The organism is Xanthomonas sp. WHRI 8393 (assembly GCF_040203315.1).
Taxonomy (GTDB): Bacteria; Pseudomonadota; Gammaproteobacteria; order Xanthomonadales; family Xanthomonadaceae; genus Xanthomonas; species Xanthomonas arboricola.
Genome location: NZ_JBEGGL010000003.1, coordinates 539,339 through 554,582, shown reverse-complemented (window position 1 = coordinate 554,582; position 15,244 = coordinate 539,339). Strand labels below are relative to the sequence as shown.

General features: G+C 66.7%; 11 protein-coding genes and 1 pseudogene. 3 read left to right on the top strand and 9 right to left on the bottom strand.

Annotated elements, in window-relative coordinates; translation table 11 throughout:
- The first annotated feature begins 14 nt into the window (after positions 1-14).
- A complete protein-coding gene (locus tag ABQ137_RS12850) occupies positions 15-923 on the top strand; it encodes an AraC family transcriptional regulator (protein WP_043088272.1) in 909 nt (302 codons plus the stop codon).
- 113 nt (positions 924-1,036) lie between these two features.
- Here the strand turns inward: ABQ137_RS12850 and ABQ137_RS12845 are convergent, their stop codons facing one another.
- Positions 1,037-1,510: a (R)-mandelonitrile lyase gene (locus ABQ137_RS12845; RefSeq protein WP_039526286.1), complete on the bottom strand. Its 474-nt coding sequence runs from the start codon at positions 1,508-1,510 to the stop codon at positions 1,037-1,039.
- Between the two features lie 192 nt (positions 1,511-1,702).
- Between ABQ137_RS12845 and ABQ137_RS12840 the strand changes: the two are divergent.
- A pseudogene (locus tag ABQ137_RS12840) lies at positions 1,703-2,600 on the top strand (LysR family transcriptional regulator).
- Between the two features lie 802 nt (positions 2,601-3,402).
- Here ABQ137_RS12840 and ABQ137_RS12835 read toward each other — a convergent pair.
- From ABQ137_RS12835 to ABQ137_RS12820, 4 genes are read right to left on the bottom strand one after another with little or no spacing between them, the layout of a single operon-like run.
- Positions 3,403-4,086 (bottom strand): TetR/AcrR family transcriptional regulator, encoded by a 684-nt coding sequence (locus ABQ137_RS12835; RefSeq protein ID WP_184378755.1) that lies wholly within the window; start codon positions 4,084-4,086, stop codon positions 3,403-3,405.
- Positions 4,079-5,575: an efflux transporter outer membrane subunit gene (locus ABQ137_RS12830; RefSeq protein ID WP_184378757.1), complete on the bottom strand. Its 1,497-nt coding sequence runs from the start codon at positions 5,573-5,575 to the stop codon at positions 4,079-4,081. Before ABQ137_RS12830 ends, ABQ137_RS12835 begins: the two co-directional genes overlap by 8 nt.
- 1 nt (position 5,576) lies before the next feature.
- Positions 5,577-8,720 carry an efflux RND transporter permease subunit gene (locus ABQ137_RS12825; RefSeq protein WP_349782733.1) on the bottom strand — a complete coding sequence of 1,048 codons (3,144 nt, stop codon included), beginning with the start codon at positions 8,718-8,720 and terminating at the stop codon, positions 5,577-5,579.
- Positions 8,721-8,736: 16 nt separating this feature from the next.
- Positions 8,737-9,963, bottom strand: a complete 1,227-nt coding sequence (locus tag ABQ137_RS12820) for an efflux RND transporter periplasmic adaptor subunit (RefSeq protein WP_349782731.1) — start codon at positions 9,961-9,963, stop codon at positions 8,737-8,739.
- Between the two features lie 130 nt (positions 9,964-10,093).
- On the opposite strand from ABQ137_RS12820, the gene ABQ137_RS12815 reads away from it, so the two are divergent.
- Positions 10,094-10,714: a TetR/AcrR family transcriptional regulator gene (locus ABQ137_RS12815; RefSeq protein WP_184609001.1), complete on the top strand. Its 621-nt coding sequence runs from the start codon at positions 10,094-10,096 to the stop codon at positions 10,712-10,714.
- Between the two features lie 355 nt (positions 10,715-11,069).
- Here ABQ137_RS12815 and ABQ137_RS12810 read toward each other — a convergent pair whose 3' ends face one another.
- From ABQ137_RS12810 to ABQ137_RS12795, 4 genes are all read right to left on the bottom strand, one after another.
- Entirely contained in the window at positions 11,070-11,564 is a 495-nt protein-coding gene (locus ABQ137_RS12810) for a transcriptional repressor (RefSeq protein WP_024939899.1), read from the bottom strand.
- Between the two features lie 15 nt (positions 11,565-11,579).
- Entirely contained in the window at positions 11,580-12,983 is a 1,404-nt protein-coding gene (gene gltX, locus ABQ137_RS12805; RefSeq protein ID WP_054592981.1) for a glutamate--tRNA ligase, read from the bottom strand.
- A 67-nt stretch (positions 12,984-13,050) separates the two neighbouring features.
- On the bottom strand, positions 13,051-14,142 hold the full coding sequence (locus ABQ137_RS12800) for a DUF3616 domain-containing protein (protein WP_349782728.1): 1,092 nt from the start codon (positions 14,140-14,142) through the stop codon (positions 13,051-13,053).
- A gap of 172 nt (positions 14,143-14,314) precedes the next feature.
- The gene (locus ABQ137_RS12795; RefSeq protein WP_349782726.1) at positions 14,315-15,199 is read right to left on the bottom strand and encodes a carbon-nitrogen hydrolase family protein; all 885 of its coding nucleotides are present in this window, start codon (positions 15,197-15,199) and stop codon (positions 14,315-14,317) included.
- Between the last annotated feature and the right edge of the window lie 45 nt (positions 15,200-15,244).

Below are 15,244 nucleotides of genomic sequence, written 5' to 3'. Positions count from 1 at the left end.
CCGCCGAGTCCTGCATGTCCGCCTTGACCGAGATGACCGACATCCTGCTGCGCCATGCTCCTGGCGACGGCATGCACGCCACCCGGATTGCCGGGCTGCAGATCATGCGCAGCGCCTCGCCCACCGTGTCGGTGCCCACGGTCTACACGCCGATGCTGTGCCTGGTGGCGCAAGGCCGCAAGCAGGCGATGCTGGGCGCGGCGGCGTATCTCTATCACCCGCAGATGTATCTGGTGGCCTCGGTGGATCTGCCGATCGTCGGTTCGGTGATCGAGGCCAGCGCCGCGCAGCCGTATCTGTGTTTCTGCCTGGATCTGGACACCGCCGTGCTGAGCGACCTGGCCGTTAGCCACCCGGAGCTGGTCGAGCCGCAACGCGATGCGGCGCAGGCCGGCTTGTTGCTCAACCACAGCACGCCGCCATTGCAGGACGCTGCAGTGCGGCTGGCGCGTTTGCTTGACCAACCGCAGGAGATCGCCGCACTGGCGCCGCTGGTCCTGCGCGAAGTGCTCTATCGCCTGATGGCCGATCCAGCCAATGCGGTGGTGCGCCAGATGGCCATCGCCGACAGCCGGCTCAACCAGATTTCCAAAGCCATTGTCTGGCTGCGCGAGCATTACGCACAGCGCTTCCGCATCGAGCAGATCGCCGATCTGTCGGCAATGAGCCGCTCCACCTTTCATGCGCATTTCAAGGCGGTCACCTCGATGACGCCGCTGGAATATCGCTCGCATCTGCGCGTGCACGAAGCGCGCCGGCTGATGCTGGCCGAAGCGCTGAATGCCGCCGATGCCGGCTTTCGCGTCGGCTACGAGAGCGCCTCGCAATTCAGTCGCGACTACGCACGCATTCTCGGCGCGCCGCCCGCACGTGACGCGCAGCGGTTGCGTGCCGGAGCACAGGCTGCGACACAAGCGGCGTAAGCTCATTCGTGCGCAGTGACGCAGCGGAGCCTAGTCACGCGCTCCTGCACTAAGCGACATGCATCACCTACGATGACGCGGCAGACCGCACCACGTCACCGTTGAGCGCCGTGTCACTCGGCCGCGTACTGCGCCTCGCTGACCTGCTCCAGCCAGGTCACCGGCGAGCCGTCCTGCGCTTCGGCGATGGCGATATGCGACATCGCCACCGTGGCGTTGGCACCGTGCCAGTGCTTGACGCCCGGCGGAATCCACACGATGTCGCCCGGGCGGATCTGCTGCGCCGGCTTGCCCCATTCCTGCACGCGCCCGGCACCGGCGGTGACGATCAGCGTCTGCCCCAGTGGGTGGGTGTGCCAGGCGGTGCGCGCGCCAGGTTCGAAAGTCACCGTGGCGCCGCCCACCCGCGCCGGCGCGTCGGCCTGGAAGGGCGCATCGATGCGCACCTTGCCGGTGAAATAGTCGGCCGGGCCGGCCGCAGATGCGGCGCCACCGGCCTTGCTCACCCTGATCGTCTGTTGCTCTTCACCACCGGGCGTGACGGCGGCCATCATCGACAGCGACATCGCAGTTGCGAACAGATTCATGGCAGTGCTCCTCGATCCAAGTGCCTGCACTGTAGCGCGCGTGTGCTCCGGCATTACCCTGGCAACCGCGCATGCACCTAGAAACACAGCGCATCAATGCGGCAATGACACCTCGGATTTGAAGCCATCACGCACCATCGCGCATGATGCAGCGGCATGAATGGCATGCGCTGGAGTCGGCCGTCGCAAGCAATGGCGCGGGAAAATCTCAACGATCCGCAGGCCTTCGTCACCGTGGCGCGCCAGGGCAGCTTCACCCGTGCCGCCGCGCAGCTGGGCGTCTCGCAATCGGCGCTGAGCCATACCGTGCGCGCACTGGAAACACGCCTGGGCGTCCGTCTGTTGACCCGCACCATGCGCAGCGTGTCGATAACCGAAGCCGGCGCACGCCTGTTCGACACCGTGGCACCACGCCTGGAAGAGATCGACGACGAGCTGTCCGCGCTCACCGACTTCCGCGACAAGCCGGCCGGCACCATCCGTATCACCACCGCCGGCCACGCCGCCGATGCCTATATCTGGCCGGCGTTGTCGAACGTACTGCCCAACTATCCCGACCTCAAGATCGAGGTCACCGTCGATTAAGGGCTGGCCGACATCGTTGCCGAGCGCTACGACATCGGCATCCGGCTGGGCGACCAGGTCGCGAAGGACATGATCGCGGTGCCGATCAGCCCGGTGCAGCGCATGGCGGTGGTGGCGGTGCCGGACTACTTCGTGCACCACACCATCCCCGCCGCGCCGGCCGAGCTGGCCCGGCACAACTGCATCGGCTTGCGCCTGCCCACCCATGGCGGTTTGCTGCCCTGGGATTTCGAAAAGGACGGCCGCGAGGTCAAGGTGCGCGTGGACGGGCAATGGACCTTCAACGGCAGCAGCGCCATCCTGCGTGCCGCGTTGGCTGGCGGCGGACTCGCGTTCTTGCCGGAAACCATGTTGCTGGAGCATATCGCCGCCGGCCGGCTACGCCGCGTGCTGGAGGACTGGCGCGAGCCGTTCGATGGCTCACGCCTATTACCCCGGCCGCCGCCAATCCTCGCGCGCACTCAAGGTAGTGATCGACGCATTGCGGCACGATCTGACGCGCTGACACGCCCGTGTAGGAGCGTGCCTGCGCGCGACCAGGCCTTTCTCGGTAACGCCCCATCGCGCGCGGGCACGCTCCTACAACGGCGTCGGCTTGCGGACGGGTTGAGGGGGGGTGATCGACGCATTGCGGCTTGACCTGGTGCGGTGACACGCTCGTGTAGGAGCGTGCCTGCGCGCGACCAGGCCTTCTCGGTAACCCCCCATCGCGCGCGGGCACGCTCCTACGACAGCGTCGGCTTGCGGCCGGGCTGAAGGGGTGATCGACGCATTGCGGCACGCTCCGGCGCGGTGACACGCTTGTGTAGGAGCGTGCCTGCGCGCGACCAGGCCTTCTCAGTAACGCCCCATCGCGCGCGGGCACGCTCCTACGACAGCGTCGGCTTGCGGACGGGTTGAAGGGGGTGATCGACGCGTTGCGGCGCGCTCCGGCGCGCTGACACACCCGTGTAGGAGCGTGCCTGCGCGCGACCAGGCCTTTCTCGGTAACGCCCCATCGCGCGCGGGCACGCTCCTACGACAGCGTCGGCTTGCGGCGGGTTTGAAGGGGTGATCGATGCGTTGCGGCACGCTCCGGCGCGCTGACACGCCCGTGTAGGAGCGTGCCTGCGCGCGACCAGGCCTTCTCGGTAACGCCCCATCGCGCGCGGGCACGCTCCTACAACGACCTCGGCTTGCGGCCGGATTAAAGGGGGTGATCGATGCCTTGCGGCACAACCTGGCGCGCTGACACACCCGTGTAGGAGCGTGCCTGCGCGCGACCAGGCCTTCTCGGTAACGCCCATTGCGCTGCCCTGCCGCCGCCGCTAGAACCCGCTCGGCACCTCGCGCTTGCCCTCCGCTGTCACCACCGCCGGTTGCGGCCGATACGCGCGCAGGAACAGCGCCACCGCACTGGCGACATACCCGTGCTGCGTGGCGGCCGGTGCCTGCCACGTGTCGCCACGCAGCGCTGCATTGGCTGGCATCCCGGTCATCAATCCAAAGAAATGCACCGAGGCATCCGGCAGATTGTCGATGACCAGGCTGCCCTGCTCCACTTCGCGCGCCAACACCGCACGCATCGTGGTGTCGTAGCGTTCGAAGCCCAGCGTCCACATCTCCTCGCGTATCTGGCTGGGCAGTGCCGGCGGCCGCACCAGGCCGTAGGCGGCATCGCCCAGCGCATTGCTGGCCGCCATGCGCACGACCGCGTCGGCGATGGCGAGCAGACGCACGGGCAACGGGCCGCGCATGTTCAACAGCGCCTCCCAGGGATTGGGCGACTGGTGCGCCAGCGCCTCCAGGGTGGTGCGGAACAGCACCTCCTTGGACGCGAAGTGCGCATACACCGTGGCCTTGGACACCATTGCGCGCTCGGCGATGCTGTCCATGCTGGTCTTGTCGAAGCCCTGGCGTGGAAATAGCTCGGCTGCCGCGCGCAGGATCGCGCCACGCTTGTCGTGCGGTGCGCGCCTGGGCGCCGGGGCCTCGGCAGCGGCGTCATCCACGTGGCTGCCCCGTCGCCGTCGTGGCCACTGCCGGGTCGGCCGATTGCAGCCAACCGCCACCCATCGCCTTGTAGAACGTCGCCAGATTGGTGAAGCGCGACAGCTGCGTGGTGATCAAGTTCTGCTGCGCGCTGTACAGCGCGCGCTGCGCATCCAGCGCCTGCAGGTAGCTGTCCACGCCGCGTTCGAAGCGCGCCTGCGACAGCCGGTAACTGTCGGCAGTGGCATCGACCAGGGCCTGTTGCGCCTGCAATTGCCGGCCCAGGGTCTCGCGTTGCGCGAGCGCATCGGAGACCTCGCGGAATGCGCTCTGGATCGCCTTTTCGTACTGCGCCACTTCGATATCGCGGTTGGCCTTGGCCATGTCCAGGTTGGCGCGGTTACGCCCGGCGTTGAAGATCGGCAGCGTCAGCGTGGGCACGAAGCTCCAGGCGCGGGTGCCGGAATCGAACAGGTTGGACAGGCTGCTGCTGGACGAGCCGGTCGATGCAGTCAGGCTGATGCTCGGGAAGAACGCCGCGCGCGCCGCACCGATGTTGGCGTTGGCCGCACGCAGGTTGCGCTCGGCCTCCAGGATGTCCGGGCGGCGCTGCAGCAACTGCGACGGCAACCCGGTCGGCACGCTGGCCAGCACGTTGCCGTCCACGCTGGCGCCGTCGGGCAAGGCCTGCGGCAACAGCCCCGCCGGCACTTGCGTGCCGACCAGCAGCACCAATGCATTGCGGTCCTGCGCCACTTGCGCGGTGTAACGCTCCACATCCACGCGTGCGGATTCCACCGTGGTCTGCGCCTGGCGCAAGCTGAGCTGCGAGGCCACACCCAGCTCGAAACTGCGTTGTTGCAAGCGATAACTGTCGCCCTGGCTGCTCAAGGTGGACTGCGCCAGCTGCAGCAACTGCTGATCGGCCGCCAGCGTCAGATAGGCGGTGGCCACTTCGGCCACCAGGCTGATATGGGTGCTGCGGCGTGCCTCGGCAGTGGACAGGAACTGCTGCAGCGCCTGTTCCTTGAGACTGCGCACACGTCCGAACAGATCCAGCTCGTATGCACTGACGCCGATGTTGGCGCTGTAGGTCCGGAACACCTGCGGCTGGCCCGGAATGGCCAGCTCCGACGGCGTGCGCGCGTTATTGGCGGTACCGGTGCCCTGCACGGCGGGCAGCAGCGCAGCGCGCTCCACCCGGTACTGCGCACGTGCCACCTCGATGTTGAGCGCGGCCACACGCAGGTCGCGATTGTTCTCCAGTGCCAGCGCGATCACCTGCTGTAGCGCCGGGTCGGTGAACACCTGCCGCCAGCCGATGTTGGCGATATCGATCGCCTGCGCGGGGCTGGCCGTATCGGTGGTAGTGGATGCCGTCGAGAGCTCGGTGCCGGCAAAGCGCTCGGGCACCGGTGCGTCGGGCCGTGCATAGCGCGGCATCAGCGTGCATCCGGACAGCACGCCGGCCACCGCGATCGCGGTCAATGTCATGCGGATCGGTGTCATCTCAGTGTCCTGCCGGTTGCGGTGCGGGCGAAGTGGGCTGTGCGCGGCGGGTGAACAAGCCGCTGATCAGCACGAAGAACAACGGCACGAAGAAGATCGCCAGAATCGTGCCGGACAACATGCCGCCGATCACCGCGGTGCCCAAGGCATGCTGCGCGCCTGCACCGGCACCACTGCCAAGCACCAGCGGCACCACGCCCAGGATGAAGGCCAGCGATGTCATCAGGATCGGCCGCAAGCGCATGCGTGCTGCCTCCAATGCGGACTCGATCAGGCTCTTGCCGCTTTCATGCAGTTCCTTGGCAAATTCCACGATCAGGATCGCGTTTTTCGATGCCAGGCCAATCGTGGTGAGCAGGCCCACCTGGAAGTACACATCGTTCATTTTCCAGGTCAGCATCGCGCCCAGCAGCGTGCCGAACACGCCCAGCGGCACCACCAGGATCACCGAGAACGGAATCGCCCAGCTTTCGTACAACGCGGCCAGACACAGGAACACGATCAGGATCGACAACCCGTACAACAGGCCGGTCTGGCCGGTCGAGGATTTCTCCTGCCGCGACAACCCGGTCCACTCGTAGCCGATGCCCGGCGGCAACTTGGCCGCCGCCGCTTCGACGATCTGCATCGCCTCGCCACTGGACGCAGCACCCGGCATCGCCATGCCCAGGATCTCCACCGACGGCACGCTGTTGTAGCGCTCCAGACGCGGCGAGCCCGAACTCCAGCTGGCAGTGGCGAAAGCGTTGAACGGCACCATCGTGCCGGCGCTGTTGCGCACGAACCAGCGGTCGATGTCCTGCGGATTCATGCGGTACACCGCATCGGCCTGCAGCATCACCTTCTTGACGCGGCCCTTGTCGATGAAGTCGTTGACGTAGGTACTGCCCCAGGCGCTGGAGAAGGTGTTGTTGATATCGGCGATCGACACACCCATGGCCTGCGCCTTGTGCGAATCGATTTCCAGCTTGAACTCGGGCGTGTCCTCCTGCCCGTTCGGGCGCACCGCCACCAGCCGCTTGTCCTGCGACAGCTCGGCCAGCAGCTGGTTGCGCGCCTGCATCAAGGCCTCGTGGCCGAGGTTGGCGCGGTCCTGCAGCATCAGGTCGAACCCGGTCGCATTGCCCAGCTCCGACACCGCCGGCGGTGCGAATGCAAACACCTTGGCATCGCGGATGGTGCTGAAGAACGCACCGGCCTTGCCCGCCACATCGGTGACGCTCTGGCCCTTGCCGGTGCGCTCGTCCCACGGGCGCAACTTGACGAAGGCAAAGCCCACGTTCTGGCCGGTACCGGCAAAGCTGAAACCGGAGACCGCGAAAATGCCGGCAACCGAGTCCTTCTGATCGACCAGGAAGTGATGCTCCACCTGCTTGAGCACCTCGCCGGTGCGCGCATCGGTGGCACCGGGCGGCAACTGCACCAGCACGAACAGCGTGCCTTGGTCCTCGTCCGGCAGGAAGCCCACCGGCAGCTTCATGAAGCCGAACACCACCAACGCCAGCAACACCGCGTAGGCCAGCATGTAGCGCCAGCCCTTGCCCAGCATGTGCCGCACCACGCCCTGATAGCCGTTGTTGCCGCGATCGAACATGCGGTTGAACCAGCCGAAGAACCCGGTGGTCGCCAGACCATGGCCCTTCTCCACCGGCTTGAGCAAGGTGGCGCACAGGGCCGGGGTCAGGATCATCGCCACCAGCACCGACAAGGTCATGGCCGAGACGATCGTGATCGAGAACTGCCGGTAGATCACACCGGTGGAACCACCGAAGAACGCCATCGGCACGAACACCGCGGCCAGCACCAGGGCCACGCCGACCAGCGCGCCGGAGATCTGGTCCATCGACTTGCGCGTGGCGTCCTTGGGCGACAACTGCTCCTCGCCCATCACGCGTTCGACGTTTTCCACCACCACGATGGCATCGTCCACCAGCAGGCCGATCGCCAGCACCATCGCGAACATGGTCAGCGTGTTGATGGTAAAACCGAACGCCGCCAGCACGCCGAAGGTGCCGAGCAACACCACCGGCACCGCGATGGTCGGGATCAAGGTCGCGCGGAAATTCTGCAGGAACAGGTACATCACCAGAAACACCAGCACCACCGCTTCGATCAGCGTATGCACCACCTGCTCGATGGAGATGCGCACGAACGGCGTGGTGTCGTACGGCTTTTGCACCTTCATGCCGGGCGGGAAGAATTTCTCCTGCTCCTCCAGGCTCTTGTCGATCGCGCGCACCGTATCCAGCGCATTGGCGCCGGTGGCCAGCTTGATCGCCAGACCGGCGGCCGGCTTGCCGTTGTAGCGGCCCACCGTGTTGTAGCTCTCGCTGCCCAGCTCGATGCGTGCCACATCGCGCAGGCGCACCTGCGAGCCATCGGACTGCGTGCGCAGCAAAATGTTCTCGAACTCCTCGGCGGTCTTCAGCCGGGTCTGCGCGGTGATGGTGGCATTGAGTTGCTGGTTGGGCACCGCCGGCAACGCGCCCAGCTGGCCGGCGGAAACCTGCGCGTTCTGCGCCTGGATCGCGGTGCGCACATCCACCGGAGTCAGGCTGAAGTTGTTCAACTTGTTCGGGTCCATCCATACCCGCATCGCGTACTGCGAGCCGAACAAGGTGGTGTCGCCCACGCCTTCGACGCGGCTGATGGTTTCCTGCACGTTGGCCGCCACGTAATCGGACAGGTCCGAATCGCTCATGCTGCCGTCTTCGGAAGTGAAGGCCAGCACGTTGAGGAAGTTGGTGGCCGACTTGGTCACCGTCACGCCCTGCTGCTGCACTTCCTGCGGCAGCAACGGCGTGGCCAGCGACAACTTGTTCTGCACCTGCACCTGCGCAGTGTCCGGATCGGTGCCGTTGTCGAAGGTCAGCGTGATGGTCACCGCACCGCTGGATTCGCTGGTGGAGGCCATGTAGGTGAGGTGGTCCAGCCCCTTCATCTTCTGCTCGATGACCTGGGTGACGGTGTCTTCCAGGGTCTTCGCCGAGGCGCCCGGATAGTTGGCGGTGATGGCGACGGCGGGCGGCGCGATGCTGGGGTATTGCGCAATCGGCAAGGTGGCGATGGACAGGATGCCGGCCAGCATCACGATGATGGCCAACACCCAGGCGAAGATCGGACGATCGATAAAGAAGCGTGCCATGACGTGTGATCCCGCCTCAGTTGGCCGCACGCGGTGCGGTCGGGGCGGAAGGAGTGCCGGCGGCTGCACTGCCGGCACCGGCAGCCGGCCTGCCCTTGGGCTGCCACGGCACGGTCTTGACCTTGATGCCGTCGCGGGCGCGCGAGACGCCTTCGACCACCAGTTGCTCGCCGGCCTTCAGGCCGCTGCGCACCAGCCACTGGTCGCCGACTTCGCGGTCGGTTTCCAGCACGCGCAGGTGCAGCTTGTGATCGGCACCGACCACGAAGGCGGTGGGCTTGCCGGCGCCATTGCGCGAGACCGCCTGCTGCGGCACCAGCACGCCCTGCTCCTTGATGCCTTCCTGCAGCACCGCGCGCACATACATGCCCGGCAACAACTCCGCATTCGGGTTCGGGAACACCGCGCGCAAGGTGATCGAGCCGGTGTTCTGGTCGACGGTGACATCGGAGAACGCCAGGTGGCCCTGCAGCGGATAGGTGCTGCCGTCTTCCAACAGCAGCGACACCTTGGCCGCGTCGTCGCCGGCCTTCTCCAGCTCGCCGCGCGCCATCGCCTGCTTCAGGCGGAGCAAGGCCGCGCTGGGCTGGGTGACGTCGATGTAGATCGGGTCCAGTTGCTGGATGGTGGTCAGCGCGGTGGCCTGGTTGGCGGTCACCAAGGCGCCCGGGGTGACGCTGGAGCGGCCGATGCGGCCGGAGATCGGCGCGTCCAGGCGCGCGAAGGCCAGGTTGATGCGCGCGGTTTCCACGCTGGCCTTGCCGGCGGCCACATCGGCCTCGGCCTGGCCCAGCGCTGCGGCGGTGTCATCGCCATCCTGCTGGCTGATCGCCTTGATCTGCACCAGTTCGGTGTAGCGCTCGGCCTTGAGCCTGGCAGTGCGCAGGTTGGCCTGCGCCTTGGCCAGGGTGGCCTGGGCGCTGGCATAGCTGGCGCGGTAGGTCGCCGGATCGATTTGGTACAGCGTCTGCCCGGCCTTGACGTCGCCGCCCTCGGTGAACTGGCGCGACTGCACGATGCCGCCTACCTGCGGGCGAACTTCGGCGATCAGGTAGGGAACCGTGCGTCCAGGCAGCTCGGTGGTCAGGGTCACCGGCTGCGGCTTGACGCTCAGCACGCCCATTTCGGGCATGCCCTCCTCCGGCGGCGGGCCGCCCGGCGGGCTGCCGCAGGCACTGAGCAGGACGGTGGCAGCAACGGCAGCAGCGAGCAGGGGCAGGCGAAACGAAGCATGAGGACGCACGAGGAGGTCTCCGACGGGACGCAGGATGGTTAAATCTAAACGGTACGGTTCGGTATCCTAATAAGCGCATCCGTGGGCGTCAAGCATTCCTGCCCAGTCGGTATACTTAAGCGCCCCAGGGAGTCAGTGGATGCGGGTCAGAACCGAAGAAAAACGCGACGCCATCGTGCAGGCGGCCAGCGAGGTGTTCCTCGAACTGGGCTTCGAAGGCGCCTCGATGTCGCAGATCGCCGCCCGCGTCGGCGGCTCCAAGCGCACGCTCTACGGCTATTTCCCGTCCAAGGAGGAGTTGTTCGTGGCGTTTGCCAAGGACATGTCCGACCGCTACATCGACCCGCTTCTGGACGCGCTTTCGCAGAGCAACGGCCCGGTCGCCGAGACCCTGCAGCGCTTCGGCGAGGACATCCTCGGTTTCCTGTGCGCGCCCAGCTCGATCACCATCTGGCAGACCATCATCGGCGTGTCGGGGCGGTCGGACGTGGGCGCGCTGTTCTTCAATTCCGGTCCGGAAGAAGGCGTGCAACGCATGGCCGATTACCTGCAGACGCAGATGGATCGCGGCGCGATCCGCTGCGCCGACGTCCTGATCGCGTCAAGGCAGTTCGGCGGGCTGCTGGAGGCGGAAACCCTGATGCCCTGCCTGTTCGGCGCACTCAAGGACCCCTCGCCCGAGTATCTGCGCGGCGCCGCGCAGCGCGCGGTCGCCCTGTTTCTGGCGGGCTATGGGTGCAAGACCGACGCCGCGGCGTGATGCGTGGTGGTGTCTGATAGCTCGGGTAAGAGTCGCTGGCGACCCCACTGATGCGCATGCATGGCACTCGTGCATGCGCGTACTGCTCGAAGCTTGGTTGCTGTGACAACAACAGCGCATTTGTCTGCAGCAGATGGCTGCGTCTGCGCACTGCCGGCAACTTATAGAGCGGCTAACAAAACTCTGTCACGGCAGCTGATCTGCTGCCTGGCTGCAGGGCCCTTGGGCGCCTAAAGTCGCGGCACACGCTGCAAGTACGTCCCTGCAAGCTCTTGCGCGGCATCCATTCCGCGTAGGTGCGGCGACGGCTTGTTAGCCGCTCCAGGTGAACCGCCCTGAGTTTGCCTTGCGATGCTTACTCGGCCACCGCGCACTTGGCGCACAGGCCGTGTACTTCCAGCGTCTGCGCCTGCGGCTGGAAGCCCAGCGCCTTGGCGCGCGCTTCCAGTTGCGCCACCACCTCGCGGTCTTCCAGTTCCACCGCGCTATGGCAGCGGTCGCAGATCAAGAACGGCACCGAGTGCTGGGCGCTGTTGGGGTGGTGGCAGGCGACGAAGGCGTTGACCGACTCGAGCTTGTGCACGAAGCCGTTGGCCATCAGGAAATCCAGCGCGCGGTACACCGTGGGCGGAGCGTCGGCGCCAACGCCCTTGCCCTCGCGCACCCAGTCCAGCAGTTCGTAGGCCTTGACCGGCTTGCCGGCGTCGGCGATCAGCCGCAGCACATTGGCGCGGATCGGCGTCAGCCGCAGGCCGCGCTCGCTGCAGGCGCGCTCCACCGCGCGCACGAAGCCGTTGGCGTCGTCGACATGGTGATGCGGTGCAGTGCAGGCGTGTTCGTTGGTTTTCATCACAGGCTCCGGCGGTCAGCCCGCCCCTATCTTGATGAGTGCCGCATCGATGCGTTTCAAGGCGCCCTCGCGTCCGGCCAGGTACACCGTCTGCGAAATGTCCGGGCTGACCTGGGTGCCGGTGATGGCCACGCGCAGCGGCTGGGCCACCTTGCCCATGCCCAGCTCCAGCGCGGCGGCCGCGTCGTGCAACGCGGCCGAGACGGTCTCCACGCTCCATTCGCTCTGTGCCGCCAGCAGTTCGCGCGCCTTGCCCAGCGGCACTTCTGCGCCCAGCTTGAGGTGCTTCATCACCGCCGCTTCGTCGTAGGTTTCCAGCGGCTGGTACCAGACCACGGCTTTTTCGGCCATTTCCTTCAAGGTCTGCACGCGTTCGCGCAGCGCCACCACCACATCGGCGGCGGCCGGGCCGGCGGCGACATCGATGCCCAGCCTGGCGAGCTGGTATTCCAGCTGCGGGGCGATGCTGGCCGGGTCGTCGGTCTTGAGGTAGTGCTGGTTGACCCAGCCCAGCTTGGCCATGTCCAGCCGCGCGGCCTTGGAATTGACGTTCTTCACGTCGAACAGGTCGAGCAGTTCCTGCCGACTGAACAACTCCTGGTCGCCGTGCGACCAGCCCAGACGGGCCAGGTAGTTGATCAGCGCATGCGGCAGATAGCCGGCGTCCTTGTACTGCATCACGTCGGCCGCGCCGGTGCGCTTGGACAGCTTGGCGCCCTGCTCGTCCAGGATCATCGGCATGTGCGCGAACTTCGGCACCGGGGCGCCCAGCGCCTCATAGATATTGATCTGGCGCGGAGTGTTGTTGATGTGGTCGTCGCCGCGGATCACCTCGGTGATGCCCATGTCCCAGTCGTCCACCACCACCGCGAAGTTGTAGGTGGGGAAGCCGTCCGGGCGGAAGATCACCATGTCGTCGAGCTCGCTGTTGGCGATCTCGATGACGCCCTTGATCAGGTCGTCGAACACCACCGTGCCGCCGACCGGATTCTTGAAGCGGATGACCCGGTTGGGGTCGTCGCGGTACGGCAGGTTCTGCTCGCGGGCGGCGCCGTTGTAGCGCGGCTTTTCCTGCCTGGCCATCGCGGCCTCGCGCATGGCGTCGAGTTCCTCGCGGGTTTCGTAGGCGTAATAGGCCTTGCCCTGGGCCAGCAGCTGCTCGGCGACCTCCTGGTAGCGGGAGACGCGCTGGGTCTGGTAGATCGGGCCCTCGTCGTAACCCAGGCCCAGCCATTCCATCGCCTCCAGGATGGCGTCGATCGCGGCCTGGGTGCTGCGCTCACGGTCGGTGTCTTCGATGCGCAGCACGAACTGCCCGCCGCGGCGGCGCGCCTCCAGCCAGCAATACAGGGCGGTGCGGGCGCCACCGATGTGCAGGTAACCGGTGGGGCTGGGGGCAAAACGGGTGCGGCAGGTCATGGAGCGCTCGGCAAAACGGGAGTCGGCCGATTTTACCTTGACCAGCGCAGGCCTGCCCGCGCGCGGCTCAGCGGTTGCGCAACAGGTCGCCGTAGACCACGTCATCGCCGCCACTGCGCGCCGGGCCGGGCGCGTCGTACAGCACCAGCCAGCTGGGCGTGTCGCCGGCCAGGTGGCTGGGAAGATTGCAGATCGCCTCGGCGCGGTCGCTGTCGGTGCCGTGCGGCAACACCGCCGATTCCAGCAGCGCGTGCTGAAAGCGCACCGGCGCCTGGTTGGCGGCCAGCACTGCACGCGCGCCCGGCCATTTGAACAGGCGGATTTCGCCGTTCAGCACCATGGTCGGGCCCGCCAGCAGGTACAGGTCGTCGCCGGAATAATGCAGGTCGCGGATGCCCAGCCCGCCCAATTGCAGGAAGTGCTTGCGCAGCAGCGTGCCGTCCTCGTCCAGCGGCGCCAGGCGCAGGTGCTCGCCATGCGCCTGCACCCGGATCTCCAGCAGCGCCGACCAGCCGCGCAGCACCGGGCCACGCAGGCCCAGCAGCAGGCGCTCGCCGTCCACCACGATGCCTTCGATATCGAAGCCGTTGTCCTTGCCCGGGATCTTCAGGAACGGGCCGAAGTGCGGGTCGTCGGCCAGCAGCTCGGTGAGCTGGTTGTGTTTGGCATCGCCCTTGAGCCGCAGCGCGCGACGGCCGTCAGCGGCTTCGCGCACCAGGCGCGGGGTGCCGTCGGCATCGCGCTCGATCGGCAGGCAGGCCAGCAGGCGGCGATTGGCGTCGAGCTTGAGCTTGGTCAGGCGTTTGGCGTTTTCGGCATCGTCGCGACTGCGCTTGGCGTTCTTGCGCTTGAGCCCATGCGAGCCGATCACCCAGAGGAATCCCTCCGACAGCGCCATGCCTTCCAGATCCGCCTCCTCGGCCGCCTCGCCGGGCAGGTCCAGCAACTCGGCCAGCGCAAAGCTCTGCCCCTGGCCGAAGCGCAGCGTCTCGCGCTTCACGGGGTCGAGCCTGCGCAGGCGATCCACCGCGCAGGCCTCGTCGCCGGCCACCCACAGCCAGTCGTCGGTGAAGGCCGCACCGGACAGATTGCTGTGTACCAGCGCGCCGGGCGCGAACTCGAGACGGACGCTGTGCGGAATCAGGGTTTTCTTGGCCATGGGAACCTGGTGGAAGGTATTGCAAGGGATGAAAGTGGCTGAGGTACCGTAGCGCGCGGTCACCACTTGAGGCACGGCGCGTGAACGTTGCAGCGTACGTATGGCAGTGCCGTCGCGAACACCGGCTGCGCTCGCCCGACGATGAACATCGTCCTTTGAGGACCACGCTCTATCAGTCGAAGGTGGCCAGCCTGGCACGTGCAACGTGAGCGCCCAATTGACCGACCCAATCGCGATCGTTGGCGACCTGGGCCTGCGCGCGGCTGGCCTCGAAGGCGGCAAAATCCAGCTCCGCATACGCCCACACGGCAGTGCCCTGGGTCTGCGCCAGCACGCCATCGGCCGGGAAGCCGACATCCATCGGTGCGAACACCGCCGCTTCGCCGGTATTGACGTCCAGCGCCGGGCTCCACGGTGCTTGCCCGGCCGTGACCGATTGCGCGACGAACACACGGTTTTCCAGCGCGCGCGCCAGGCAGCCGACCCGTACCCGCATCGCCCCGGCAGCGGTGTCGGTGCAACTGGGCACGATCAACAGCCGCGCGCCGGCCTCGTACTGCGCGCGCACCGGCAGCGGGAACTCGCTGTCGTAGCAGATCGCGATCGCCGCACGCACACCATCCAGGTCGAACACCTTCAGCGCATTGCCCGGCTCGATCAGCCCGGCGGCCTTTTCGAAGCCGGTCAGCTGCAGCTTGTCCTGCCAGCCATGCCGGCCATCGGGGGTGAACCAGTCGCTGCGATTACGGTAACGGCCCTGGCCCAGGTCCAGCAGAAAGCTGCCGGCCACCAGATGCAGCTGATGCTGGCGCGCCAGGCCGGCAAACAGCTCCAGCCACGGCGCACGCAGCGCCTGGATCGCCGCCAGCGACTCCGGCAACCCGGCAGAAATCTGCGGACCGAAGGTCGCGCCCAGCTCCAGCGACAGATACTCCGGCAGCACCAGCAGGCGTGCGCCAGCGGCGGCAGCCTCGCCCACCAGCGCCGACTGGCGTGCGGCGAACGCGGCAAAGTCGGCAGGTTTGCCGATCGGGTATTTGGCGACGGCAATTTTCATCTACGGGCCTGGTTGCGATTGATCGATGGCGTAAGAAGTGACTCG

Coding starts and splice junctions, on each gene's coding strand:
- ABQ137_RS12815 (WP_184609001.1), top strand. CDS start 10,094: ATGCGGGTCAGAACCGAAGAAAAACGCGACGCCATCGTGCAGGCGGCC.
- ABQ137_RS12795 (WP_349782726.1), bottom strand. CDS start 15,199: ATGAAAATTGCCGTCGCCAAATACCCGATCGGCAAACCTGCCGACTTT.
- gltX (WP_054592981.1), bottom strand. CDS start 12,983: ATGACCTGCCGCACCCGTTTTGCCCCCAGCCCCACCGGTTACCTGCAC.
- ABQ137_RS12825 (WP_349782733.1), bottom strand. CDS start 8,720: ATGGCACGCTTCTTTATCGATCGTCCGATCTTCGCCTGGGTGTTGGCC.
- ABQ137_RS12830 (WP_184378757.1), bottom strand. CDS start 5,575: ATGACACCGATCCGCATGACATTGACCGCGATCGCGGTGGCCGGCGTG.
- ABQ137_RS12850 (WP_043088272.1), top strand. CDS start 15: ATGTCCGCCTTGACCGAGATGACCGACATCCTGCTGCGCCATGCTCCT.
- ABQ137_RS12845 (WP_039526286.1), bottom strand. CDS start 1,510: ATGAATCTGTTCGCAACTGCGATGTCGCTGTCGATGATGGCCGCCGTC.
- ABQ137_RS12800 (WP_349782728.1), bottom strand. CDS start 14,142: ATGGCCAAGAAAACCCTGATTCCGCACAGCGTCCGTCTCGAGTTCGCG.
- ABQ137_RS12810 (WP_024939899.1), bottom strand. CDS start 11,564: ATGAAAACCAACGAACACGCCTGCACTGCACCGCATCACCATGTCGAC.